The organism is Kribbella monticola, assembly GCF_003261635.1.
Taxonomy (GTDB): domain Bacteria; phylum Actinomycetota; class Actinomycetes; order Propionibacteriales; family Kribbellaceae; genus Kribbella; species Kribbella monticola.
This window is the reverse complement of the sequence record NZ_QFXK01000092.1, coordinates 157949-182504: the sequence shown is the minus strand read 5'-3', so window position 1 is coordinate 182504 and position 24556 is coordinate 157949. Positions and strand designations below refer to the sequence as shown.

Annotated in this window: 28 protein-coding genes; 15 read left to right on the top strand and 13 right to left on the bottom strand. The window is 69.0% G+C overall.

Going from position 1 to position 24556, the window contains the following annotated elements:
* Positions 1–7: 7 nt before the first annotated feature.
* The 4 genes from DIZ26_RS37160 (at position 8) to DIZ26_RS37145 (ending at position 5050) form a co-directional block, all read left to right on the top strand.
* Complete coding sequence (locus DIZ26_RS37160; protein ID WP_112249261.1) at positions 8–895, top strand: carbohydrate ABC transporter permease; 888 nt, start codon at positions 8–10, stop codon at positions 893–895.
* Positions 896–932: 37 nt separating this feature from the next.
* Entirely contained in the window at positions 933–2279 is a 1347-nt protein-coding gene (locus DIZ26_RS37155) for an ABC transporter substrate-binding protein (protein ID WP_112249260.1), read from the top strand.
* Positions 2280–2289: 10 nt separating this feature from the next.
* Positions 2290–3789 carry a glycoside hydrolase family 36 protein gene (locus DIZ26_RS37150; protein WP_112249259.1) on the top strand — a complete coding sequence of 500 codons (1500 nt, stop codon included), beginning with the start codon at positions 2290–2292 and terminating at the stop codon, positions 3787–3789.
* A 91-nt stretch (positions 3790–3880) separates the two neighbouring features.
* Entirely contained in the window at positions 3881–5050 is a 1170-nt protein-coding gene (locus tag DIZ26_RS37145) for an ROK family transcriptional regulator (RefSeq protein ID WP_112249258.1), read from the top strand.
* Positions 5051–5060: 10 nt separating this feature from the next.
* Here the strand turns inward: DIZ26_RS37145 and DIZ26_RS37140 are convergent, their stop codons facing one another.
* Together DIZ26_RS37140 and DIZ26_RS37135 are read right to left on the bottom strand one after the other, a co-directional pair.
* Positions 5061–5963, bottom strand: a complete 903-nt coding sequence (locus DIZ26_RS37140) for an SDR family oxidoreductase (protein WP_112249257.1) — start codon at positions 5961–5963, stop codon at positions 5061–5063.
* 49 nt (positions 5964–6012) lie between these two features.
* A complete protein-coding gene (locus DIZ26_RS37135) occupies positions 6013–7341 on the bottom strand; it encodes an MFS transporter (protein ID WP_112249256.1) in 1329 nt (442 codons plus the stop codon).
* Between the two features lie 66 nt (positions 7342–7407).
* Here DIZ26_RS37135 and DIZ26_RS37130 point away from each other — a divergent pair, with 66 nt between their 5' ends.
* Both DIZ26_RS37130 and DIZ26_RS37125 read left to right on the top strand, forming a co-directional pair.
* Positions 7408–7968: an ABATE domain-containing protein gene (locus DIZ26_RS37130; protein ID WP_112249255.1), complete on the top strand. Its 561-nt coding sequence runs from the start codon at positions 7408–7410 to the stop codon at positions 7966–7968.
* A gap of 119 nt (positions 7969–8087) precedes the next feature.
* A complete protein-coding gene (locus DIZ26_RS37125) occupies positions 8088–8549 on the top strand; it encodes an SRPBCC family protein (RefSeq protein ID WP_112249254.1) in 462 nt (153 codons plus the stop codon).
* Positions 8550–8568: 19 nt separating this feature from the next.
* Here DIZ26_RS37125 and DIZ26_RS37120 read toward each other — a convergent pair whose 3' ends face one another.
* The 9 genes from DIZ26_RS37120 to DIZ26_RS37080 form a co-directional block, all read right to left on the bottom strand.
* A complete protein-coding gene (locus DIZ26_RS37120) occupies positions 8569–9519 on the bottom strand; it encodes a YihY/virulence factor BrkB family protein (protein ID WP_112249253.1) in 951 nt (316 codons plus the stop codon).
* Positions 9519–10139 carry a DUF3618 domain-containing protein gene (locus tag DIZ26_RS37115; RefSeq protein WP_112249252.1) on the bottom strand — a complete coding sequence of 207 codons (621 nt, stop codon included), beginning with the start codon at positions 10137–10139 and terminating at the stop codon, positions 9519–9521. The genes DIZ26_RS37120 and DIZ26_RS37115 overlap by 1 nt, the downstream gene beginning before the upstream one ends.
* Positions 10115–10540 carry a phage holin family protein gene (locus DIZ26_RS37110; RefSeq protein ID WP_112249251.1) on the bottom strand — a complete coding sequence of 142 codons (426 nt, stop codon included), beginning with the start codon at positions 10538–10540 and terminating at the stop codon, positions 10115–10117. Before DIZ26_RS37110 ends, DIZ26_RS37115 begins: the two co-directional genes overlap by 25 nt.
* A gap of 1 nt (position 10541) precedes the next feature.
* On the bottom strand, positions 10542–11315 hold the full coding sequence (locus DIZ26_RS37105) for an ATP synthase subunit B family protein (RefSeq protein WP_112249250.1): 774 nt from the start codon (positions 11313–11315) through the stop codon (positions 10542–10544).
* A gap of 280 nt (positions 11316–11595) precedes the next feature.
* Positions 11596–11982, bottom strand: a complete 387-nt coding sequence (locus DIZ26_RS37100) for a hypothetical protein (protein ID WP_112249249.1) — start codon at positions 11980–11982, stop codon at positions 11596–11598.
* Positions 11979–12665 carry a hypothetical protein gene (locus tag DIZ26_RS37095; RefSeq protein ID WP_232828971.1) on the bottom strand — a complete coding sequence of 229 codons (687 nt, stop codon included), beginning with the start codon at positions 12663–12665 and terminating at the stop codon, positions 11979–11981. The genes DIZ26_RS37100 and DIZ26_RS37095 overlap by 4 nt, the downstream gene beginning before the upstream one ends.
* A gap of 47 nt (positions 12666–12712) precedes the next feature.
* Complete coding sequence (locus DIZ26_RS37090) at positions 12713–13156, bottom strand: Hsp20/alpha crystallin family protein (protein WP_112249248.1); 444 nt, start codon at positions 13154–13156, stop codon at positions 12713–12715.
* A 113-nt stretch (positions 13157–13269) separates the two neighbouring features.
* A complete protein-coding gene (locus DIZ26_RS37085; RefSeq protein WP_198676489.1) occupies positions 13270–13743 on the bottom strand; it encodes a GNAT family N-acetyltransferase in 474 nt (157 codons plus the stop codon).
* Complete coding sequence (locus tag DIZ26_RS37080; protein WP_112249247.1) at positions 13740–14360, bottom strand: TetR/AcrR family transcriptional regulator; 621 nt, start codon at positions 14358–14360, stop codon at positions 13740–13742. Before DIZ26_RS37080 ends, DIZ26_RS37085 begins: the two co-directional genes overlap by 4 nt.
* A 27-nt stretch (positions 14361–14387) precedes the next feature.
* Between DIZ26_RS37080 and DIZ26_RS37075 the strand changes: the two genes are divergently transcribed.
* From DIZ26_RS37075 to DIZ26_RS37065, 3 genes are all read left to right on the top strand, one after another.
* Positions 14388–14819: an SDR family NAD(P)-dependent oxidoreductase gene (locus DIZ26_RS37075; RefSeq protein WP_232828969.1), complete on the top strand. Its 432-nt coding sequence runs from the start codon at positions 14388–14390 to the stop codon at positions 14817–14819.
* A gap of 89 nt (positions 14820–14908) precedes the next feature.
* Positions 14909–15358, top strand: coding sequence for a hypothetical protein (locus DIZ26_RS37070; RefSeq protein WP_198676488.1), 450 nt, complete (start codon positions 14909–14911; stop codon positions 15356–15358).
* Between the two features lie 40 nt (positions 15359–15398).
* A complete protein-coding gene (locus DIZ26_RS37065; RefSeq protein ID WP_112249245.1) occupies positions 15399–17198 on the top strand; it encodes a hypothetical protein in 1800 nt (599 codons plus the stop codon).
* Between the two features lie 18 nt (positions 17199–17216).
* On the opposite strand, the gene DIZ26_RS37060 is transcribed toward DIZ26_RS37065, so the two are convergent.
* Positions 17217–17843, bottom strand: a complete 627-nt coding sequence (locus tag DIZ26_RS37060) for a hypothetical protein (protein WP_112249244.1) — start codon at positions 17841–17843, stop codon at positions 17217–17219.
* Between the two features lie 88 nt (positions 17844–17931).
* Between DIZ26_RS37060 and DIZ26_RS37055 the strand changes: the two genes are divergently transcribed.
* The 6 genes from DIZ26_RS37055 to DIZ26_RS37030 all read left to right on the top strand — a co-directional run bounded on the left by DIZ26_RS37055 (position 17932) and on the right by DIZ26_RS37030 (position 24058).
* Positions 17932–19863: a thiamine pyrophosphate-binding protein gene (locus DIZ26_RS37055; protein WP_112249243.1), complete on the top strand. Its 1932-nt coding sequence runs from the start codon at positions 17932–17934 to the stop codon at positions 19861–19863.
* Between the two features lie 29 nt (positions 19864–19892).
* Positions 19893–20603 (top strand): flavodoxin family protein, encoded by a 711-nt coding sequence (locus tag DIZ26_RS37050; protein ID WP_112249242.1) that lies wholly within the window; start codon positions 19893–19895, stop codon positions 20601–20603.
* Positions 20604–20677: 74 nt separating this feature from the next.
* Complete coding sequence (locus tag DIZ26_RS37045) at positions 20678–21319, top strand: RNA polymerase sigma factor (RefSeq protein WP_232828967.1); 642 nt, start codon at positions 20678–20680, stop codon at positions 21317–21319.
* The gene (locus DIZ26_RS37040) at positions 21316–21549 is read left to right on the top strand and encodes an anti-sigma factor family protein (protein ID WP_112249240.1); all 234 of its coding nucleotides are present in this window, start codon (positions 21316–21318) and stop codon (positions 21547–21549) included. The genes DIZ26_RS37045 and DIZ26_RS37040 overlap by 4 nt, the downstream gene beginning before the upstream one ends.
* Positions 21550–21583: 34 nt before the next feature.
* The gene (locus tag DIZ26_RS37035) at positions 21584–22774 is read left to right on the top strand and encodes a cation:proton antiporter (RefSeq protein ID WP_112249239.1); all 1191 of its coding nucleotides are present in this window, start codon (positions 21584–21586) and stop codon (positions 22772–22774) included.
* A 330-nt stretch (positions 22775–23104) separates the two neighbouring features.
* Positions 23105–24058 (top strand): tannase/feruloyl esterase family alpha/beta hydrolase, encoded by a 954-nt coding sequence (locus DIZ26_RS37030; protein ID WP_232828965.1) that lies wholly within the window; start codon positions 23105–23107, stop codon positions 24056–24058.
* On the opposite strand, the gene DIZ26_RS37025 is transcribed toward DIZ26_RS37030, so the two are convergent.
* Positions 24055–24555 (bottom strand): DinB family protein, encoded by a 501-nt coding sequence (locus DIZ26_RS37025; RefSeq protein ID WP_112249237.1) that lies wholly within the window; start codon positions 24553–24555, stop codon positions 24055–24057. The genes DIZ26_RS37030 and DIZ26_RS37025 overlap by 4 nt on opposite strands.
* Position 24556: the final 1 nt, after the last annotated feature.

Sequence of the window (24556 nt, the reverse complement as noted above, 5' to 3'; positions counted from 1 at the left end):
GCCCGCGATGAACTCTTCCCAGCGCTTGCGGCCGGGACGGATCCTGGCCTGGGTGTTCCTGGCCGTCTTCCTGCTGGTGACGATCTTCCCGTTCTACTGGATGATCCGGACGGCGATCACACCGGCCGCGGACCTCTATCACGACAGCGGTTCGCTGCTTCCCGATCAGCCGACGCTGATCAACTTCGCGCGGGTGCTCGGCCTGACCAGCGAGGCGGAGGCCAGGGCCGCGGGCGGCTCCGGGGCGCACCTGGATTTCAGCCGCTACCTGCTGAACTCGGTGATCTACTGCGGGCTGATCGCCGGGGTGCAGACCCTGCTGTGCTCGATGGCGGGCTACGCCTTCGCCCGGCTCAGGTTCCCCGGCCGCGATCTCACCTTCACGCTGCTGGTCTCGGCCCTGATGGTGCCACCGATCTTCACGCTGTTGCCGAACTTCATCCTGGTCAAAGAGCTCGGCTGGATCAACACGATGGCCGGGATGGTCGCGCCCACGATCCTGATGACACCGTTCGCGGTCTTCTTCCTGCGTCAGTTCTTCTTGTCGCTGCCCCGCGAGGTGGAAGAGGCGGCCATCCTGGACGGTGCCGGGCCGTGGGGCCTCTTCTGGCGGGTGGCGCTGCCGATGAGCCGCGGACCGCTCATCACGATCGGGCTCACGACCACGGTCTGGGCCTGGAAGGACTTCCTCTGGCCGCTGCTGGTGGGCCGGGGCGAAGAGCACCGGCTGGTGACCGTTGCCTTGGGCGTGTTCCTGCAGCAGTCCCCCAACACCCAGCCGGACTGGACCGGCCTGATGGCCGCCTCCACCTTGTCGGTGCTGCCCGTTCTGCTGCTGCTCGTCCTGCTGGGGAGACGACTCGTGCAGTCACTCAGTTTCACCGGCGGCAAGTAGTGCTCGCTGTCGGCAAACCCATTCATCGGAGGACACCATGAAACGCATCATGACCACGGGCGCGGCGCTGCTGACCTTGTCGCTGGCCGCCTTGACGGGCTGCACCTCGTCGGACGGTTCCGGGTCCGGCGGCGCGGTGACGCTGGACTACTGGTTGTGGGACGACAACCAGAAGGCGTCGTACCAGGCGTGCGCCGACGCCTTCCACACCGCGAACCCCGACATCACCGTCAAGCTCACGCAGACGGCCTGGGCGCAGTACTGGCAGAACCTGACCACCCAGTTGGCCGCTGGTGACGCGCCGGACGTGTGGACGGACCAGGCGTCGTACTATCCGCAGTTCGTCACCAGCAACCAGATTCTCGACATCCAGCCGTTCGTCGACCGCGACAAGGTCGACCTCACCCAGTACCAGGCGGGACTGGCGGATCTGTACGCCAAGGACGGCAAGCGGTACGGGCTGCCGAAGGACTGGGACACGATGGCCCTGGTGTACAACACCACCCACCTGCAGGCGCAGGGCATCACCGCGGCCGCCTTGAAGAACCTCACCTGGAACCCCACCGACGGGGGCAGCTTCGAGCAGGTGATCGCGAAGGCCACCGTCGACGAGAAGGGCCGTAACGGACTCGACCCGGCCTTCGACAAGTCGAAGGTGAAGACCTACGGGTTCCTGCCGGAGTGGGCGGACGGATCGCAAGGGCAGAACGGCTGGGGCAATCTTGCCGTCAGCAACGGTTTCGGCTTCCTCGACAAGAATCCGTGGGGTACGAAGTACAGCTACGACGACCCGAAGCTCGCCGCGACCATCGACTGGTTCAAGTCCCTCATCGCCAAGGGGTACGCGCCTGCGCTGGACAAGGCGTCCACGCTGTCGCGGGACGCCCTGCTCGCGGCGAGGAAGGGCGCCATCACCTTCGCCGGCTCCTGGATGATCAACAGCTACCTCGCCCCGGACGCCAAGGTGAAGTTCGCGTTCGCGCCGCTGCCGACCGGCCCGGTCGGCCGCAAGACGGCCATCAACGGCCTCTCCGACGCGATCAACGCCGGCACCGAGCACAAGGAGGAGGCCTGGAAATGGGTCAAGTTCCTCGGCTCGGCCGACTGCCAGAACATCGTCGGCGGCAACGGCGTGGTCTTCCCGGCGATCAAGGCCGCCGGTGACAAGGCGCTGGCGGCCCACCAGGCCAAGGGTCAGGACGTCCAGGTGTTCGTCGACGAGGCGAAGGCGCCCGGCGGAACCTTCTTCCTGCCGATCAGCGAACACGGCAACGAGATCTCCCAGGTCGTGCAGGACGCCGTGCAGTCCGCGGTGCTCGGCCAGTCCGATTCCGCAACGGCCTTGAAGAAGGCCAACGACCAGGTCAACGCCCTGTTCAAGTAGAAGGAGAAGCATGACACTGCTGTTCGAGCTGGCCGGACACACGATCGCTCTGGACCACGAGGGAGCCGGCGAGCCACGCCCGGCCGACGGAGGCATGATCCTCCCGGCGGGGCGGGTGGCCCTCCTGCACGGTCTCGGGGACGGCCTGTTCTACCGGCACGGACAGAACTCCTGGAGCCCGTGCGGGTGGCGCAGATTGTCGGGGCAACCGCTGCGCATCGCCGACCCGGTACGCCGGGTCACGGCCGACGACGACGCCTGGGACGACCCGTGCAGCCACCACTCGTCCGCCGTCGCCGCGATCCAGGGCGAGAACGGCAACGTGCTGTTGCTCGGGGCACTGGGCCTCGGGGTGCCGCGGTTGACGGCTGACCGCGACACCCTGTCCGGGTGGTACGAGTCGGGTGCCGCGCCCTGGTTCGTTGCCTATGGCCCCGAAGACGCCGTCTTCGGGGCGTACACCCGTCACCTCGCGGCGCACCTGGGGCAAGGCCGCAACCGGGCCGGAAACGTCTGGTGCTCTTGGTACGCGTACTACGAGGACATCACCGAACAGCAGCTCAACAAGGACATCGACGCACTGCAGGGCCTGCCTTTCGATGTGGTGCAGGTCGACGACGGCTGGGAGGAACGCGTCGGCGACTGGCAGCCGAACCAGAAGTTCCCCTCCGGCATGCGGGCCCTGGCGGAGCGGATCACCGACGCCGGCATGACCCCCGGGCTCTGGGTGGCGCCGTTCATCGCGTTGCCCGATTCTCGGCTCGCCCTCGAGCGCCCCGAACTGCTGCTGCGTGACCAGCACGGAGCACCGGTCGTTGCCGGCTACAACTGGGGAACCGGCTACTACGCCCTCGACGTCACCCTGCCGGCGACCCAGGCTCATCTGGTCGAGCTGACCCAGCGGCTCGTGCACGACTGGGGCTTCCGCTACCTCAAGCTCGACTTCGTCAACGCGGCCGCGGCGCCCGGCGTACGGGCTGATGGGACCGGTCGCGAAGAGGCCTACCGCGAGGCGCTGGCGGTGATCCGCCGGACCGCGGGCGACGACGTGTATCTCCTGGGCAGCGGCGCCATGCTGCTGCCGTCGCTCGGGATCCTCGACGGACTTCGCAGCGGTCCCGATGTGGCACCGATGTGGCAGAACTACGCCAGCGACGACCCGTCCGACGCGATGGCCCGCAACGCCGTCATCAACACTCTGCACCGGCTCTGGCACGCACCCGTGGCCGAAGTGGATCCCGACGTCGTCTACTTCCGCAGCCGGCTGAACCTGCTCACCGAACAACAGCAGTCCTGGCTGCGCGACCTCGCCGTCATCTGCGGCTTCCGCGCGGTGTCCGACCCGCCGTCATGGCTGCATCCCGGCGAACTGCAGGCGATGACGGAGTACCTGAGCGGCTCGCCCGAGACCGAGCGGATCGGCCGGTACAGGTACCGCATCGACGGTCGCGACACAGACTTCACGCCTGCGGTGGAGCCGCCGGCCGGCTCTGCCTACCCCATCGGCTGACCACCGGCCGGTCGGTTGCTATTCACCCGCCGGTTTGTAAAGATCGTAGTGTTATTAGGGGTGGGCGCTCGGGCGAAGGAGCAGACAGGCCGTGACAGCTGGCGCCGGCACCGGCGTGGATCTTCCGCGGCTCCGTGAGCTCAACTCGCTGACGATCGTCCGGGCGCTACGCGACCACCCACCCTCGACGGTGACCGAGCTGTCCCAGCGCACCGGTCTGTCCCGCCCGGCCGTGGACCTGATCGCCCAGAACCTGGTGGCCGCCGGCTGGGCCAGTGTGATCGAACCCGGGTCCAGCAGCGCCGTCGGCCGGCCCGCCCGCCGGTACGAGTTCCGCAGTACCGCGGGTCACGTCCTCGGCGTCGACGTCGGGGTGCACAAGGTGCTGGCGCTGCTGGCCGATCTGAACGGCGACGTGCTGCAGAGCCATCGCGTGGCCGTCGCCGCGGACGCCAATCCAAAGGAGCGCCTCGCCGCTCTGGACGAAGCGATCCGCAAGTGCCTGGCCGCGGCGAAGCAGAAGCCCGCGGACCTGTGGGCGGTGACCATCGGAGTCACCGGGCCGGTCGACGCCAGCGGGCGCACCAGCCTGTTCACGCCGATCCCGGGCTGGCAGCAGGTCGACCTGCCCTCCCACCTCGCCCGGCGCTTCTCCTGCCCGGTGATCGTGGAGAACGACTGCAAACTGGCCGCCCTCGCCGAACGATGGAAGGGCGCGGCGGACGACGCGAGCGATGTCATCTATCTGCTGGCCGGCATGCGGATCGGCGCCGGCCTGATCCTCGACGGAGTACTGCGACGCGGGTACGGCGGAGCCGCCGGCGAGATCGGCGCGCTCAAGCAGGTCCGCTGGCTGGCGGCGCCTTCCCATCTGGAGAACTGCCCCGGCGTACCGGCGAGTGTCAGCCCTGACGACGCCGCCGCCTGGGTCTTCGAAGCTGCCCGGCAGGGTGACCGGCACGCGAAGACCGCGGTCACCCGTTATGTGAAGGACCTCGCGGTCGGCGCCGCCGCATTGGTGCTCGCTCTCGATCCGCAGCTCGTCATCTACGGTGGCGGCTTCTCGCGCTCGGCCGACCTCGTCCTCGATCCGCTGAGAGCCGAACTCCAGCGCCTCTGCCTGCGGGTGCCAGAGGTCCGTGCCTCCACTCTCGGCGCCGACTCGGTCGCCCTCGGCGCGATCCGGCTCGCCCTGAACGAGCTCGACGACCGGCTCTTCAGCACGACCCTGTCGTCGCCGGCCGCGCCGAGCGGCGCCTAGCCGGGCCGGCTCACGGGAGTGGGTTGCCGCCGGTGATGCCGATGCGTTCGCCGGTGATGTAGCTGGAGTCCGTCGACGCGAGGAACACGTACGCCGGTGCGAGCTCGGCCGGCTGACCGGCCCGGCCCAGCGGGGTGTCGGCGCCGAACTCGCTGACCGTGTCCGCCGGCATCGTGGCCGGGATCAGCGGGGTCCAGATCGGGCCGGGCGCGACCGCGTTCACCCGGATCCCCTTCGGGGCGAGCTCCTGGGCCAGACCCTTGGTGAAGTTGAGGATTCCGGCTTTCGTCGTCGCGTAGTCGAGCAACTGCGGTGACGGCTGGTAGGCCTGGATGGAGGTGGTGTTGATGATCGCCGAGCCCGGCGGCAGATGCGGGACCGCCGCCTTGCACAGCCAGAACATGGCGTAGAGGTTCGTCTTCATCACCCGGTCGAACTGGTCGGTCGTGATGTCCACGATGCTCTCCTGCGACATCTGGTACGCCGCGTTGTTCACCAGGATGTCCAGTCCACCCAGGTCCGAGAGCGCCCGGTTCACCAGCTCGACGCAGTGGTCCTCCGAGCGGATGTCTCCCGGCACCGCCACTGCCTTGCGGCCGGCGTCCTCGACCAGCCGGCAGGTCGCCTGCGCGTCTGCTTCCTCGCTGTCGAGATAGCTGATCAATACGTCGGCGCCCTCCCGCGCGAACGCGAGCGCGACGGCCCGGCCGATCCCGGAGTCGCCGCCCGTGATCAGGGCGCGCCGGTTCTCGAGTTTGCCGCTGCCGCGATAGGACTTCTCGCCGTAGTCGGGTTCCGGGGTCATCTCGCCGCTGAGCCCGGGATGCTGCTGGGACTCGCGCCCTTGGTGGTCGGGCTTCGGGTACTGCGTCGTCGGGTCGATCAGCGTCTCGTTCACAAGCGTGCCTTCCATGTCGTGGTCGCCGCGCCCCGGTATCCCGTTGCGCCGGTTCCATGCGCGGCTAACGACGGCGTGTCCGCTGCCTGGTGATCGCACCGACACTGAACAGGACTGCCAACGCTGTAAGTGCGACGGTGAGCCAGCCGGCCCGGTAGTCGAGCCCGTACCCGCGGCCGGCGATGGCGACGGTGATCGCCACCATCATCGCCGTACCGACTTGTGCGGCAGTGTTCAGCAGGCCGGCCGCACTTCCTTGTTGCTCGTCCGGTACGGCGGTCCCGAGCCCGTACGCCGCCACGGCGCCCATCCCGTTCCCCAGCCCCGCCAGCACGAGCGCAACGATCAGCGCGGCCGTCGTCGACGAGACCCACACCGCGAACCCGCCGCCGAAGATCAGCAACAGGCCGACCGCCAACGTCCGCCGCGGACCTGTTCGCGGCATCAGCCGTCCGGCCAGGCCGGCCGCTACGACGGCACCGAGGCTGAACGGCAGGATCATCAACCCCGCCGAGGCCGGGCTGAATCCCTTCTCTGCTTGGAAATACACGGTGCCGACCACCACCAGCGAACTGGTCGTGGCCGTGATCCCGAACGACCCCAGCAGCCCCGCCACAAAGCTGGGACGCCACAGGCCGGCGGGCACCAACGGCCGCGCCGTACGCCGTTCGCGAACCACCAGCCACGCCGCGGCCAGGACACCGGCCAACCCCAGCGCCGCCGGGACCGGCCAGGGCTTCGCGGTCGCGTTGGCAGCGGCGACCACCGCGCCGACCGCAACGACCTGCAACACCACCGAGCGCGGATCGAACCCCGCCGACAACTCCTCAGCAGGTCGGTCCCTCTCGACCAACCGCAGCAGTACTGCGACGAGCACCGCCGTGACCACGAGGTTCCCCCAGAAGATGGCCCGCCAACTGACGGCGGACGTGGTGAGCCCACCGACCAGAAGGCCGGCTGCACCGGCGAGTCCGCCGCAGGCATTCCATGCACCGAGAGCCCGCTCCCGAGCATCCTTGGACTGAGCGACCCGGGTCAGTAGGACCAACGCATTCGGCACCGAGATCGCGGCGGCCACGCCCTGGATCCCGCGGGCTGTCACCAGCAGCGAGAGCGTCGGCGCGGCGGCCGCGACGGTCGAGCCGATCGCGAAGACCAGCAGCCCTGCCACCAAGGTGCGGCGGTGCCCGAAGCGGTCGCCGAGCCGCGCCGCCAGCAACAGGAGACTGCTGAAGCCGACCGCATAGACCGGCACCAGAAGCCCTGCCTGGGCAGCAGAACCGCCGAGGTCCGCCAGCATCCGCGGCATCGCGGACACGACGACGGTCACGCCCATCACATCCACGAACTGGACCGTGCACAGGGCGACGAGACGACCGCGTGAGTTGGCCATGACCCGACTCTAAAATAACGGTTTTAGATCTTCAAACCGTTAGCGTGTTGCCCTAGACTGCTGTTCGTGGGCATCGAGCTGACCTGGGCGTGGCTGGAGGGCTACCCGTCGCTCGACTTCGCGAACACGGTGATCCGGCGCGGCTGGACCGAGCACGAGTTGGTGACCTCGGTCGACGACCTGGAGTCCTGGCTCCACGCGGCGGCGTTGCCCGCTCCCCGGCCGACGACTGTCGACGAGAACGATCTGCGCGCCTTCCTGCACCTCCGTGACGCTGCGCTGCGCCTCCTGCGTGCGGCAGCCGGCCACGGCACCTGGCACGAGTCCGACGTACGGACGCTCAACGAAACGCTGCTTGGTACGCCGGAGGTGATGGTGCTCGGCGAAGAGCCCGGGTCGCTGGTTTCACGCGCTGTCGGCTCCCCCGCCCCGTTCACGCTGCTGCTGGCGAGGCTGGCCGCCGCCGTCCGCGACGTACTAGCAGGCCCCCGGGCCGACCTGGCGCTGTGTGACGCACCGGGATGCGGGCAACTGTTCTTCCAGCGCCGCACGAACCAGGCGTGGTGCGGTCCGGCCTGCGGCAATCGCGCCCGCGTCGCCCGCCACCACACCGCCGGCCACGGCTAACCCGCGTTCCGCGCCGGGCAAGCGCGGCGTTTTCGGGCTGGGCTAGTGCGGCGTTTTCGGGCCGGGCTGCTGGGCACCGGGGACGAGTAGGTCTTCGCCGCCGAGTTGGGACGGATCCGATGGCGCATCACGAAGTGTCGACGACGGTGGATGTCGCACCGAACATCCTCTTCGAGTACCTCTCCGACGTACAGAACCTGCCGAAGTACCTGCCCAGGATGACCGGCGTGCACGAGACCGAGCCGCTCCCGGAGACCGCGCAGGGTGCGGAGGCCCGGCGGCCCAAGGAGCCCGTGCATCACGAGGTCGAAGTCACCGCCGAGGAACCGTCCGGACAGTCCGTCCGCAGCGAAGCGTGGATCGATGTCGTCGAGGAGAACCGCACTCTTCGCTGGGGAGCGCCGGGCGACTCCGACTACCACGGCGAACTGGAGGTCGACTTCGTCGCCGACGGGACCTCCCAGCTCACCGTCCGGCTGGACACCGAGCACGCGGACGACCCAGCGATCGACGACGAACTGCGAAAGGCCGTCGAAGGCATCAAGACCTCGATCCAGGGCTGGTCGCCCAGCTCCGCGTAATCCCTACTGGGCGTATTCCTTACTGCGGAAGCGAATCGGCCTTGACCGCGTTGCGTTCGCCGAGTGGCCGCGGCTCTCCCTTGGTGGTGTCCCGGGCCGTCTGCTGCTCGGACTCCGCGTTGATCTCGGCGCCGAGCAGTACGGCGTACGCGGTCAGCCAGAGCCACAGCATCAGGACCACCACGGCCGCAAGGCTGCCGTACGTCTTGGCATAGTTGCCGAACGTCTCGACGTAGATCGAGAAACCGATCGAGGCGACCAGCCAGATCACCGTCGCGACGGCGGCTCCGACCGACACCCAGCGAATCCGCGGCGCATCCCGGGACGGCCCCAGCCGGTAGACGACAGCCAGGGCCACGGTGATCAGCAGGACGGCAAGCAGCAGCCGAACCACCTCCAGTACGACGCGCAGCGGGGCGGCCAGATCACTCCCGATCGCCGCACCCGCAGCGAACAAGGCGATCGCCAGCAGAACGAAGACAATCGCACCGAGCGTCATCCCCAGCGCCAGCAACTTGCGGCGGACGAAACCGCGGGTCTCCTCCTCGTCGTACGCGAGGTTCACCGCGGTGAGCAGATACCCGACGCCACCGGACGCGCTCCACAACGCGGTCGCGGCGGCGATCGCGACGCCGATCCCCAGCCCCTGCCGCGGCGCCGACGTCAGGGCGTCGATCTGCTGGAGCAGCAGATCGCGCCCCGACGCCGGCATGGCCGCGCTCAGATCCTCTGCCTGGTTACGGATCTGAGCCGGATCGGCCACCAGCCCGTAGGTCAGGACGGCGGCGACGACGGCCGGGAACAGCGACAGGAAACCGAAGAAGGCCACCCCCGCGGCGAGCAGCGGGACCTGGTCGGCCTTGGCCTCGGCCCAGGCCCGCCGGGTCACCTGCCACCACCCGCGCGCGGGGATCTCGGTCGGCTTGCCGGCCTCTACTCCCGGTACGTCGTGCCGTCGGCCGTCGTTCATCAGCTCGGCGAGCCCGCCTGACGGACGGTGTCCGCCGAGTCCCTCGCCCCGTCGGCCACCTGCTGGGCCGCCGAGCGTCCGTCGTCGGCCACGTCACTTGCCGCCTGGGAGGCGGACTGCTTGACGTTCTCGACGGCCTGCTGCGCCGGTTCCTGGAGATTCTCCTTCATTTCCTGGGCCACCTGCGCGGCCTCTTCCTTCAAGGGCGCGGCGGCTTCCATCGCCTTGTCCTTGGTCTCCTGGGCCAGCTCGCGTTCCTTGGTCGAGGCCGGCATCGCGGCGGCCGCGACCCAGCCGGCCGCGAAGGCGATCACGCCGGCCGCCAGCGGCGTACCGCGCGTCCGCGACCGCGCCATGTCGGGTGCCGAACTGACGGCGTCACCGACCCTGCTGCCCGCGTCCTGCACTGTCGACACCGCCGAGCCGGCAGTGTCGCCGACCGATCCCACCGAACCCATCACATGCTCCTTCAATCGGTGAACGCCGCCGCGGGCTCGCTCCACCCGCCGCTCGACCATCCGGGTGGGGCTGACCTTCTCCGTCAGGGCGTCGACGTCACGACCCACGTTGCGCCGGGTCTGCTCGATGTTGCGCTTCAGCTCTTCCGGGTCTTCAGCCATTTCGCGTCCTCCTTGAGTGATTCGACCGTCTGGTCGGGTTTCGGGCTGACCTCCTGCAGTTCCTTGCGTCCCCTGGACGCCAGGACCGCGGCCACGATCGCCCAGATGACAGCGACGATGAGCGCGGCCCAGATGAGATCCATCGCCTCGTCCAGGGCCCACATCACCGTCAGCGAGACGAACAGCGCCGCCATCCAGCCGGCGAACGCGGCGCCGCCGAGCAGGCCGGCGCCCTTGCCGGCCTTCTTGGCCTCGACCTGAAGTTCGGCCTTGGCCAGCGCCAGCTCCTGGCGGGTCAGGTCGCCCAGATCGTTGGTGAGCTGGGAAACCAGCTCACCCACCGATTCGTCAACCGACGCCCGGTGCGAGCTGCTGCCGGGTGGCAGTCCGTCGACGGTCATGTCACTGCACCTGTCCCGGCCCGAAGCGGGGCGTCACGGGAGCCCCCGGGTCCGGGTCGGGCGCTACCGGGGTGGGCATCGGAGGAGGCATCGTCTCACCGGCCGGCTGAGTCGGCATCGGAGGAGGCGGGGTCGTCGTACCGACCGGCGCGGCGCCCATCGGAGCGGCCGGCGGCGGGACGAGATAGTCACTGCCCTGCTGGCCGGGTGAGCTCAGGCCGTTCGGCGAAGCCGGCCTGCCCGACGAGCTGAAGTCGTTCTGCGTGTCGGGGCTACCCGCTGCCAGTGCACGCGTCAGCCGGCCTGCGACGACACCGGCCGCCGCGGCCACCAGGAGGAAGGTGCCCGGCTTGCGGCGTGCGAAGCCGCGGACCTCGTCGAGCAGTTCACCGGGCTCGTGGTTCTGCAGGAAGTCCGCCGCCTGGTGGCTGAAGTCGGCACCGTGGTGCGCCAACTGCGCGCCGAGTCCGGACTGGCCGTGCTGGGCCATTCCGCGGAGCTCGTCGCCCACCGAACGGAGGCTGTCGGCCGCCCGCTGCTTCTGCTGGCCGGCCTGGCCGACCAGTTCGTCGCGCGTCTGACTCGCCAGGCGCCGGGTCTGCTCGCGGGCATCGGACGTCACGTACGACGCCTTCTCCTTCACGGATTCCGCGACCTGGCGGGCAGCATCGGCCGAGGTCTCCTTCAGCTGGCCGGCTTCGTCCCGGGCTGTGCTGGTGACACCTTCGGTGGGCGGACTGTCGATATCCGCATGGTGGTTCGTCGTGGGCGACATGCAACTACTCCCTTCAGGAGCTGTAGTTGACGTCGCGAGACAACGGCCGGTCCGCGCGATCTGCGGGGACGGCTCGGGGAATCTGCGGGTGGCCCGCCGGGAACAGCGAGGGCCGCGACAACTGTGCCTCGCGACTGGAACGAGAGGAATGAAGTGGCACACTTCCGTACCACCGCCGAAATCTGAGGGGCCTGTACCCCAAGGCAAACAGGCCTGTCAGTTCGTCGCGGTCAGTTCGTTCCGATCGCCAGGCAGCGAACAGGTTGTCGCGGCCGTGCGGTCAGCCGGCGATCGCGTAGAGGGAGGTCGCGCGCCCGGCCGCGGTGCCCAGATGCGGATCGGGATCGAGCAGTCGGATGCAGGTGCCGGTGCGGTCGGCGAACACGGCGTACCGGCCCAGCGAACTGTTGATCGGTGCTATCAGCCAATCCAGGTCGGCATGCGCGTCGAAGAAGGCGTCGACATCACCGACGTCGTACACACCACCGCAGCCGAGTGCGGCTTCGGCAGGGTCGCGGACCAGCACGATGGTCGCGTCGCCGCGGCGGGGCGCCAGGAGGGCGGTGTCGTCATCGGGCCAGCCCACCGGGTCGAGGCCGAGAGTGCGGTAGTAGTCGACACTGGCCTCCAGGTGTTCGACCGGACGGCATTCGAACAACAACTTCATCGCTTTCCCTCCTGCTTGGTCTGCTCGGCCGGTTCCTGACCCGCCCGGCGCCGGCCCGCCTCTCGTACCGCGAGAGTCCGGGCGCCGATGTCCGAGATGCGGTCCGCCAAGGCCGGGTGATCACGGGTGAGCTGTACGCCGGCCGCCGCGAGCGGGCCGAGCAGCGCGGCGGAGTCGTTCTGGCCCAAGGCGTCATGGACCCGGTCCACGCTGGCCTGCGCCGACCGGTCCAGATCGGCCAGCGAGGCCACCTGCCCGGCCAGCCGGCGCAGGTCCGCCGCGTTCTCCCTGGCCCAGCTGGCGACCGCGCGATCGCTGGCCCGCTGCTCCCGCGCGGCCTGGACCCGCTGCTCGCCGTTCATCGTCGGATCGGCGGCATTCGGGCTGATCCTGAGATAGCGACGCTCGGCCGCCTGCCTGCTGGCCACGCCGAGCGCCGGCGCGAGCTGGGCCCAGCTGACCCCGCCGGCTCGCGCGGCGTCGATCAGCCGGGGCTCCCACTGGCTGAGCTGATCCCGGACCTCGCGGAGCCGGACGAGCGCATCGAGCACCTCGGCCGGGTCCTTGTCGTCGAGGCCGGCCAGTACGCCGACGAGAAACGCCACGGCTTCGCTCACGTCCGGCTCGGCGCCGGTCTCGGGGCCGGTCTCGTCCAACTGGTTCGGGTTCGCGGTCTCAGCCATGTCCAGGTCCTCGGGGTCGGAGTGGCCGCAGGCAGCGCGGCTTCGGCTCAGGCGTCGATCTGCTGCTGCTCCGACGACGCGCCGCCGATACTGATCTTGCGGGGTTTCGCCTGCGCGGCGACGGGGATCTTCACGGTCAGTACGCCGTTGTCGTACGCCGCCTCGATCCGGTCCGCGTCCAGGGTGTCGCCCAGGAACAATTGCCGGGAGAAGACGCCCAGCGGGCGCTCGGCGACCTGCATCTCCACGCCCTCGGCCACCGCGGCCGGCCGGCGCTCGGCCTTCACCGTCAACACGTTCCGCTCGACGTCCAGGTCGATGGCCTCGGCCGGCACACCCGGCAGATCGAAGACCACGACGAACTCGTCGCCCGACCGGTAGGCGTCCATCGGCATCGGGTTCGGCTTGGACCAGGTGCCGGCGGCCGTGCCGCCGGTCATCAGCTGGGCCAGCCGGTCGAACTCACGGAACGGGTCAGTGCGCATCAACATCGTTCCACCTCCAGACGATTCGACTTGTCGGTGTCAACACGCAGCAGTTTTATACCCCGTCATCGATCCGATGACAAGTCCTCTGTCGTCATCTTGATGACACCGTGTCGCGCTCAGAGCTCCTGGTCCAGCCAGACCCGGTCCCGCAGCGGAATCCCGTCGATGACGATGCCGTCGGGATAGCCCGCCTCCGGCCCGAAGACGTCCCGCTCGATGCTCAGCATCCGAAATCCCTGCCGCTGATAGAACCGAAGATTGCCGGTGTCCGCCGCGGCGGTGGACACCGTGATCCGCCGTACGCCGCGCTCCCGGCAGCTCCGCAGCGCGGCCGCCACGAGCATGCGGCCGACGCCTCCGCCACGCCGCTCCTCGGCCACCGCCATGCTCTTCAGCTCGACCTCTTCGCCCTCGCCGACCAACTGCAGCTGCCCGACGACCTCACCGCTCTCCTCGGCCACGAAGATGTCACCGAGCGGCAGGTACGCATCGATCCCCTGCTCGGAATCGTCCGCCTCCCGGAACAGCGGCCGCAGCACCTCGCGATCCCCTTCGAAGAGCCGAACCTGCACCTCGCGGCCGGGTGTCATCGCACGCCACCGGCGGAACTGAGGCTGCGGAGGTGCTCGATCATGGTGTTGACAGCGACCCGGAGCGGCGCGGGGTCACGCCGGATCTGACTGAGCAGCAGACCGCCCTGTACTGCGGCCAGCAGGGCGACCGCCAGCTCGCCAGGATCGGCGTGCTCGGCGAGCTCACCGCGATCCCGCATCCGCTCCAAACCGTTGCGCAGCAGGGCTTCCCACGACTCGAAAGCGTTGGCGAGCTGGACCCTCGCCACCGGATCGGCCTCGGACAGGTCGCTCGCGAGCGATCCGAGCGGGCAACCGCCGACACACTGCACCTTGGCCAGGATGCCGATCATCAGATCCCGCCAGTTGCCGAGACCTTCGAAGTCGTCCAACCCGTTGAGGCCCTGGTGCTGGACCCCCATCACCTGGCCGGCCTGGTGATCGACCACGGCGAGAACCAGCGCGTCCTTGCCCGGGAAGTAGTGGTAGAGCTGCGACGGACTGACACCGGCAGCAGCCTGGATGTCCTCGATCGTCGTCCGGGCAACGCCCTGCTCGAGCATCAGCTGGGAGGCGGCCTGCACGATCCGGTCGCGCGTCGCCTGTCCTTTGCGGGTCAACCCGTCCGTCGCCATGGTTCGAGCGTACACAGAATTTTGGAGTTGATACTCCATTTTTCGATCCGCAGGATCGGAGCATCTACTCCAGAGCTACCGACCGAACTCGCGCCGCGGATGGCCGAGCGGGGCCACGGGGCGATCGTCAACGTGACCACGATGGTCGCCACCTTCGGCATGGCCGGCATGGCCTTGTACGGGTCGAGCAAGGCGGCCCTGCAGCTGCTGACCAGGTCGTGGGCAGCGGAGTTCGGGCCGTCCGGCGTACGGGTGAACACGGTGAGCCCCGGCCCGACGCGCACCGAAGGCACCACACCGATGGGCCACAACCTCGACAACCTGGCCGCCACCGCACCCCTCAACCGGGTAGCCACGGCCGCCGAGATCGCCGCCGGCATCGTCTTCCTCGCCTCGGACGCCGCCGCCATGGTCCACGGCGCAGTCCTCCCCATCGACGGCGGCCGCCTGGCCGTCTGAGCTGGTCGCGGTGACGGCCGGCGTCACGATGTGCCGCCGGTCGTCACGCCTGAAGGGTGTCAGTTCGAACCCTTCCGAAGGAGGACGACATGTCCAGCATCAGCGACACGAGGGCGATGACCACCCAAGAGGCCGGTACTCCGGCCGGCGCGGCGACTGCCGTGGCGAAATTGATCCGGTTCCTGGAAACCGGCGTCGCACCGGACGGGCTGTTCACCCCGGACGTGTTCATCGATCTCACCCTGCCGCAGTGGCGGGTGCAGGCCACCACGCCGGACGAACTCGTGGCGATCCGGCTCGCGGGCCACCCGGCGCCCGGGCAGGTACGGGTGACCCGCGTCGACCCGACCGACCGCGGGTTCACCATCGAGTTCGAGGAACGCTGGGAGCAGCAGGGCCAGCAGTGGTACAGCCGCGAGATGATCCGGGCGGACCTGACCGGCGCCCAGATCTCGGAGCTGTCGGTCTACTGCACCGGCGACTGGGACGAGGCCAAACAGCGCGAGCACGCGGCCGCCGTACGGCTGATCAGGCCCTGAACACCCCTCGCAGGGCAGCGAGAAACCTACGATGAATTCGATGGTCACCTCGTCGACGGTCCGCGACCTCCTCGACCGTGCCGACGCTGCCCGCGCGGCCGGTCGAGGAGACTCCGCCGCGAGCCTGTACGACGAGGCGGCGACCCGCAGCCGCGCTGCGGACGACCTTCCAGGCTGGACGGAGGCGGTGCTCGGAGCAGCCGGTGTTCAGCTGTTCGGCGCCGAACCCGGAAAGTTGCCGGCTCAGCTGTACGACGTACTGGTCCGCACGACCGATGACAGCACACGGGCGCGGCTGGCGGCCGCACTCACTCGCTGCTGGGTGTACGCCGGTGAGGCCGGCCGGGCAGGTCAGTTCGCGACCGAGGCAGTGGCGTGCGCCGAGCGGACGGGTGCTCCAGAGTTGATCGCTGACTGTCTCGATGCCGCGCTCGCAGCCCACTGGGGTCCCGACGATCTCGCCGTACGCCGGTCGCTCACCCAACGGCTCGACGACGTGGCGGCTCATGTCCTCGATCCGGATGCTCGCCTGCAGGCGCATCTGTGGGGGCTGCAGGTCGCCTGCGAAAGCCTCGACCTGCAAGCGATTTACCGGCAGCTCCGGGCGCTCGAACGGCTGGGCGAGGAGTCGGCTCGCGCGCGCTTCTTCGCGGCGTCGCGCCGGCTCATGCTCGACCTGTTGCAGGGCCGTACCGGCACCACCAGCCGGCTCACCGCGATCGCCACCGAGGCAGCGGACCAGGCAGGACTTGCCGATGCCTGGCTGGTGCTGGCGGCGATGACCGCCTACGCCGCCGCGCAGGCAGGCGACATCGAGACCTGCACTGCGGGAGCCGAGACCGCCGAGGCTCTGGCCCGGTCGGAAGGCATCACCGTGCTTTGTGCCGAGGCCGCCTTTCTCTGGGCACGCACCGGCGACCAGAACCGGACTCGTGCCCTCGTCCACACCTTTCACGGCAGCACGCTCGACGACCTCCCCCGCGACGTGAACTGGCTGCTGACGCTGCAATGCGTTCTCGAGGCAGCCTTGGCCGTCTCGGATCGCGACCTGGTCGGCAGAGCCGCTCAGCTTCTCACCCCCTATCAGGACCGAGCGGTCTTCAACGCCGGCGCGGTGATGTTCCACGGGGTCACCGACGACACGCTGGCCCGCGCGGCAGCAGTGCTCGGTGATCCAGCCACGGCCGGCCGGCTCCGCGCCCGCGCCCTGGCGACCTACGAGCGACTCGGCGCCGGATGGTGGCGGGACCGGCTCGCCGCCTGGCCGCTCGCGGACGAACCAGTTGCCCAGGACAACGATCGGGTCCAGTTCCGGCCGACCACCGACGGTCTGTGGCTGATCGGCCGCGACGGCGCCGCCACCCCGCTGCGCGAACTCCGCGGCTTCGGCTACCTCAGCCAACTGCTGCGCCGGCCGCGCCACCCGATCGGGGCCCTCGACCTGGTCGGCGCCGAGGCCGCCGTCGAATCGGGACTCGGCGAGATCCTCGACCAGCAGGCGCTCCAGGCGTACCGGCAACGCCTGCGGGACCTCGACCACGAACTCGCCGAAGCCGACGACTGGTCGGATCTCGAGAGGCAGGCCGCCGTACGGCTGGAACGTCAAGCGCTGCTGGACGAACTCGCGCGAGCCACCGGTCTGCACGGACGCCCCCGCACCACCGGCTCCAGCCAGGAACGCGCCAGGGTCGCCGTGAAGAAGGCCATCACCGCCGCCATCGACCGGATCGCCGGCAGCGACGAACCCCTCGCTCACCATCTGCGAACGACCATCCACACCGGCCTCACCTGCACCTACGACCCTGGTCCCGCCGAGAGTCCACACTGGATCCTCGACTGAGGCCCCACTGGTGTCGGCCTAGACGACGCCTGCCTGCTGTTGACCCGCGCGGAAGAAGGCGAGCACAGCTTCCGAGTCGGGAAGGTCGGTCATCATCCGGGTAGCACCGAAGGAGGCGTTCCAGAAGGTGCCGGTACGCGCGGCCCACGGGCCGACGTACGCATACGGCTCCGGGATCGTGTCATCGCCGGGTGAGACGCCGTAGTTGACCTCGTCGAGCGTGATGCCGACATCGAAATGCTCAGGCCACAGGACCGGAGTGGCATCGGGGTCGAGCGCGCGGAGGGCGGCGTCACCGCGGGCGAAGGCGTCGGCGATGAGGCGGGCAGCGGCTGGGTCGAGGTCGATCGCCGAGTCCGGGTCGATCTTCGGGCCGCCGGAATAGACCTCGTCCAGCCGGCTCGCCTCGACGCCGGCCTGCTTCGCACGCTCGGCAAAGGTCCCGCCGGAGAGCTCGATCGACCCACCCGGTACGACGAGCAGGTCGCCGTCCACGCGGAAGTCCGGCGCGGCGACGGTCGCGAACCCGCCCGGTACGACGCGCAGCCGGATCCCGCCGCCCAGGCGGTGCTGCGGACCGGCCAGGATCAGCTCGGCCACGCCGTGCAGCGCTCGCCGCGTGCTCACCAGTTTCTGCTCGTCCATGGTTCCCAGTCTCCTCGTGTAACGCCAGGCGCCCTGACGGCACTGACCCTTCAGACACGTTCGTGTCGCCGAGGTGGGGAGGCGTTACATGGCCGGGGACGGATGGCATCGGGTCGAACCCGTCGACGTACCGGAGGACGGCCGGGTTCGCAGTGTGATCGTGGACGGCCGGAGCGTCGCTCTGGCGCGCTGCGGGGCCCGGCTGGGAGCACTGGACAACCACTGTCCACACCAGGGCGGGCCGCTCGGGGAGGGCTCGATCGAGAAGGGTCTGCTGCGCTGCCCGTGGCACGGGTACGACTACGACCCGATCACCGGGCAACCCCCGGAGGGGTTCTCCGACGGGGTGACCGCCTATCCCGTCGACGAACGAGCCGATGGGGTCTACGTCCGGCTTCCCGGCGTACCGGAGGCGGTGCGGACGGTGTCGGACGTGCTGGTCGAGACGTTGGTTGCCCACGGCATCAGTCATGTCTTCGGGATGGTCGGGCATTCCAATCTCGGGTTCGCCGAGGCGATGCGGCGCGCGGAGGAGCGGGGTGAACTCACCTATATCGGCATCCGGCACGAGGGTGCCGCGGCCTTCGCGGCCGGCGCCTACGGCAAGCTCACCGGCCGTCCCGCCGCCTGCTTCGCGATCGCCGGCCCTGGTTCCACCAACCTGCTGACCGGCCTGTACGACGCCAAGCTCGACGGCTCCCCCGTTCTCGCCGTCTCCGGCCAGGTCCCGTCCAAGGTGCTCGGTCGCGGCGCGTTCCAGGACCTCGATCTCACCGCGGTCTTCAAGGACGTCGCCGTCTCGAGCACCGCGATCCAGGCCGGCAGCGACCACGCCGAACTGGCCGGTCTGGCCGTCAAGCACGCGATCGACGGCCGGGGTGTCGCTCATCTGGTGCTGCCGGACGAGGTCCAGGTACTGCCCTCGGACTCCCCCGCGGCAACGCCTCGCGGACGACTGTCGGCCCGCCGGATCCGTCCGGACGAGGACGCGTTGACCCGCGCCGCCATGCTGATCCGTGACGCCCGCAGACCGGTGATTATCGTCGGCCACGGCGCCCGCGGTGCGGAAGCCGAAGTACGCCGGCTCGCCGAGCACCTCAACTCCCCGGTCCTGACCACCTTCAAGGCCAAGGGACTCGTACCGGACACGCATCCGCTCGGCGCCGGAGTCCTCGGCCGCAGCGGTACGCCGGTGGCCAGCTGGCTGATGAACGAGTCCGATCTGCTCGTCGTCGTCGGCGCCTCGTTCTCCAATCACACCGGCATCGCGGCGTACAAGCAGATCGTGCAGCTCGACGACGACCACGCCGCGATCGGCCGGTTCGACGCCGTCACGGTGGACGTACTCGGCGACGCGGCACTCAGCCTCACCGCCCTCATCGATCGGCTGCCGGAGACGAAGGCCACGGATCAACGTCCCGATGTCGCCGAGCGCTGGGCGATCTGGCGGGCGGAGAAGGCGCGCCGGGCGAACGACGACCGCGGTCGCGGTGTCTCGGCGGCCGCCGTCTTCGACGTACTCTCCCGGCACCTGCCCGCTGAGGCTGTCGTGACTGTTGACGTCGGCAACCATGCTTACTCACTCGGCCGGTATCTGGAGTCGAAAGGTCAACCGGTGTTGATGTCCGGCTACCTCGGCTCGATCGGCTTCGGCTATCCGGCCGCGCTGGGCGCCTGGGCGGCAGCACCCGGCCGGCCGATCGTCGCGGTCACCGGCGACGGCGGCTTCGGTCAGTACGCCGCCGAGCTGACCACCGCGGTCAAGTACGGCATCGGCATCAAGCACGTGCTGCTGAACAACAACGCGCTCGGCAAGATCAGCAAGGAGCAACTGGCCGCCGACTATCCCGTCTGGCACACCTCACTCGTCAACCCCGACTGGGCGCAGTACGCCCGTCTCTGCGGCGCGACCGGCCTGCGGGTCGACCGCCGCGAAGACCTCGAGGCGGCGATGACCGAACTGTTCGCGACCGACGGCCCGGTCCTGCTCTGCATCGAGCAGGACGCCGAACTGCTGTGAATCCCCTGACCCACAAGGAGAAAACCGCAATGACCGACACCCGATACGACGACTTGCGCGCGCTGTTCGTCAACTGCACCCTGAAGCGTTCACCCGAGCCGAGCAACACCGAAGGTCTGGTCGAGGTGAGTCGCAAGATCATGGAGAAGCACGGGGTCGGGGTCGAGGTGATCCGCGCGATCGACCACGACATCGCCACCGGCGTCTGGCCCGACATGACCGAGCACGGCTGGGAAGTGGACGCATGGCCGGCGATCCAGGAGAAGGTGATGGCGGCCGACATCCTCGTCATCGCCGGCCCGATCTGGCTCGGCGACAACAGCTCCGTCACCAAGCAGGTGATCGAGCGGCTGTACGGCAACTCCTCGATCCTCAACTCCGCGGGCCAGTACGCGTACTACGGACGCGTCGGCGGGTGCCTGATCACCGGCAACGAGGACGGCGTCAAGCACTGCGCGATGAACATCCTCTACAGCCTGCAGCATCTCGGCTACACCGTTCCGCCACAGGCCGATGCCGGCTGGATCGGCGAGGCCGGCCCGGGACCGTCGTACCTCGACGAAGGTTCCGGTGGACCCGAGAACGACTTCACCAACCGCAACACCACCTTCATGACCTGGAACCTGCTGCACCTGGCCCGGATGCTCAAGGACGCGGGCGGCATCCCGGCGTACGGGAACCAGCGGTCGGAGTGGGACGCGGGCTGCCGCTTCGACTTCGAGAACCCGGAGTACCGCTGACCCGCGGTACCGGTAAGGCAGGGGTAATGAGCCGAACGCCTTCCAGCGCGGGGTTTGTCCACTACCTTCGAGTTGTGGTCACACCCCTGCCGCCGGACGAGGTCCTCCTCGCCGCACTCCGAGCCGGCGACGAGGAGGTTTTCGCGCGGCTGCTGGACGGCTGGTCCGCCTCGATGCTGCGGCTCGCGCGCAGCTTCGTGTCGACGGCCGCCAGTGCGGAGGAGGTCGTCCAGGACACCTGGCTGGCTGTGTTCCAGGGCATCGGCAGGTTCGAGGGCCGGTCGTCGCTGAAGACGTGGGTCTACCGGATCCTGGTCAACACCGCACGCAAGCGCGGCGTCCGCGAGCAGCGCACAGTGCCGTGGGCGAGCCTGAGCACCGACGACGGACCGACAGTCGACCAGAGCCGCTTCCGCGGCCCGGAGGATCCGTACCCCGATGGGTGGCTGACGTTTCCGAAGATCTGGCCGAGCACCGAGAGCGAGGTGCTCGCCAGGGAGGTGCGAGGTGTCGTGGCCGCTGCCCTGGAGGGACTCCCGGCCCGGCAGCGGGTCGTCCTCACCCTGCGCGACATCGACGGCCAGAGCGCGGACGAGGTCTGCAGCCTGCTGGAGATCTCGACCGCCAACCAGCGCGTCCTCCTGCACCGCGCCCGCGCAGCCGTCCGCAGCCACCTGGAGCAGTACTACGCGGCGACGACGGGCGGCGCCTCATGACGTGTGCACAGCTGGTCGAACTCGTCACCGCCTTCCTCGAAGGAACCCTGGACAGCGAGACCGAACGACGATTCGTCGAGCACCTGGCGATCTGCGAGGGCTGCGAGATCTATCTCGACCAGATCCGCCGCAGCATCGACGAAGTGGGCCGACTCCGCGCGGAAAGCCTCTCCGAGGAGACCCGCGACCGGCTGCTCGATGCCTTCCGCAACTTCCCGCGCGACAGCTAGTACCTGCGCGCCTGCTGCTTCACGAGGGGCCGCAATGCCGGATGTCCAGTTCACCAACCTCTTCGCCGTCGTCCTGGTCGCGCTGCTGGCGCCGCTGCTGCTGGGGCTCGCACCAAGACTGCGGATCCCGGCCGTGGTCCTCGAGATCGTCGCGGGCATCGTGTTGGGACCGCACGGCCTCGGCCTCGTCGACATCGACCTGCCGGTGCAGATCGTCTCGCTGCTCGGTCTCGGATTCCTGCTCTTCCTGGCCGGCCTGGAGATCGACGTCCACCGGCTGCGCGGCCCAGTACTGCGGCTGGCCCTGCTCGGCTACCTGATCACGCTGGTGCTGGGCGGTCTCGCCGGCGCCGGTTTCGCCGCGGCCGGCTGGGTGCACAGCCCGTACCTGCTCGCGGTCACCTTGTCCGCGACCTCGCTCGGCCTGGTCGTTCCGGTGCTCAAGGACGCCGGCCAGGTCGACGGCGAAGTCGGGCAGTCGACCATCGCGGCCGCCTCGATCGCTGACTTCGCCGCTGTGCTGGTGCTGTCACTGCTCTTCTCCGCCGAAGGCGGCAGCGCGGGCGAGCGGCTGGTGATGGTGGCGCTGTTCGCCCTGCTGGTAGCGACCGCGGGGTTGGTGGTGTCGACCGCGGCCCGCTCGCGACGGATCGGAGCCACCTTGGTGAGGTTGCAGGACACCACGGCCGAGATCAGGGTTCGGGCCGCGGTGGTGCTCCTCGTCGCCTTCGTCGCGCTGGCCGAGCAGTTCGGCCTGGAGACCATCCTCGGGGCGTTTCTGGCCGGTGCCGTCGTGGGGCTGGTCGATCGCGACTCCAGCTCGCACCCGCAGTTCCGGGTGAAGCTCGCGGCGCTGGGCTACGGCTTCCTCATCCCGGTGTTCTTCGTCACCAGCGGACTACGCCTCGACCTCGGCGGTCTGCTGGCCGATCCGGCCGCACTGCTTCGGGTCCCGCTGTTCCTTCTGGCGCTCTTGGTGGCCCGCGGCGTACCGGCGTACCTGTCGGTCCGGGCGCTCGGCCCGCACTCCACCGCGGCGGTAGCGTTGCTCCAGGCAACCTCTTTGCCGTTCATCGTGACCGCGACCCAGATCGGCGTCACGACCGGCCTGATGTCCCCCGTCACCGCCGCCGCCTTGACCTGCGCCGGCCTCGTCTCCGTCCTGGTCTTCCCCGCCATCGCCCTCACCCTCCTCAAACAACCCGCCGACAGCCGACCGGTCTGAGACCACATCCTTGGGGAGCCGGTTGTGTGCCCCGACCACGCTGTTCGTACGGCGGCGGCCTTTTAGCGTGTCTGGCGTAGCCGACCGGGAGGACTCACTATGCGCCGCCGCCATGCACTACCCCTCGCCGTGACGACTTGTTTGCTGATCGCGGGCCTTGCACCGCCTGCCGTGGCCGGACGGTGCTCCGGGGTTGCGGTGCCTGGCGCGGAGTATCAGGAAGTTGCTTGTCTCGCGGATCTGACGACTGCTGGCACCGTGGCTTCGGGGCATACGAATCCGGCCGACTTCGCGGGGCTGACGCATGCGGGGCTGCCTCAGCAGTCGGGAGTGCCTGGCGTTCAGATCGACGGGTACTTTCCCGACACCTCGCACACCAACGCGAACCATGGGTGGAACCACGACTCGCAGTTCGTACTGCGGCTGCCTGCCAACTGGAACGGTGGTCTGGTGGTGAGCGGCTCGCCCGGGGTACGGGCGCAGTACGCGAACGATCGCGCGATCTCCGACTACGTGCTGGCCAAGGGCTATGCGTTCGCGGCGACGGACAAAGGCAACACCGGCGCGAACTTCTTCACCGATGGGGTCAAGCCGGGTGACGCGATCGTCGAGTGGAACCAGCGGACCACCCAGCTCACCCGCGCCGCCCGGGCAGTCGTCGCCCAGCACTACCACCGGCCGCCGCGCGAGGTGATTGCCGCCGGCATCTCCAACGGCGGCTACCTGGTCCGCTGGCAACTGGAGAACCACCCCGAGCTGTACACCCGCGGCGTCGATCTGGAAGGCACCTTGTGGACAGCCGACAGCCCCAACCTGCTGACCTTTCTCCCGCCCGCAATCAGGGGCTACGAGCAACAATCTCCGGCCCGGATCGCCGCAGCGGGCTTCGATCCGCGCTCGGACTTCCTCTGGGACTATCACTATACGGTCTACTGGAAGCTGACCCAACGGATCTATGCGGCCGAGCTCGATCCGACGTACACCGGCAGCGAGGCGGCGTACGACTACGCGAGTCGCCCTGCCGCCCACCAGGCCGTACGCCGAATCGCCCTGACCGGCCGCATCGGGCGCCCCCTGACCACCATCCACGGCACCCTCGACAGCCTGCTACCGATCTCGCAGGACTCCGACGTGTACGCCGAACTCGTCCGCCGCGCAGGCCGCTCCAACCTGCACATCTACCGCCGGATCGCCAACGGCAACCACGTCGACGGCCTCGCGGACGCCTTCCCCGACCGGCTGGTCCCCCTCGTCCCTCTTCTCCAGCAAGCCATCGCCCGCTAACGGCCGGTGGCGCCGTCGATCTGTTCGCGCAGGATGTCGGCGTGGCCCGCATGGCGGCCGGTCTCCTCGATGAGGTGGATGAGAAGCCATCTCATCGACGGCGGCTCGCCCTTCCGAGGAGTCCGGGGTGCGGGCTGGGTCAGGTCGGTGTAACTCTTGATGACCTCGTTCGACCGGTTGACGGCTTCGCGGTACGCCGTGACGACGGTCTCCACCGTGTCGGTCGGGACCGGCCGCATCGTCGCAGCCCAACTGCTGACGTCCTCGCCCAGGAAGTAGAACCGCTCGACAGCCGTCAGGTGTTTGACCAGCCCGAGCACATTGGTGCCCGAGGCAACTCCAGCGGTCCGGACCTGCGGTTCAGGCGCTCCGGCAGCCTTCTCGACGATCGCATCCCTGAGGTAGTCGAGAAATGCCAACAGGACCGTCGATTCGTCGCCATCGGTTCGCGGCGGACCCGTGTCCGCCCGGCGAGCCCTGGCAGTCTTCGTGACCATC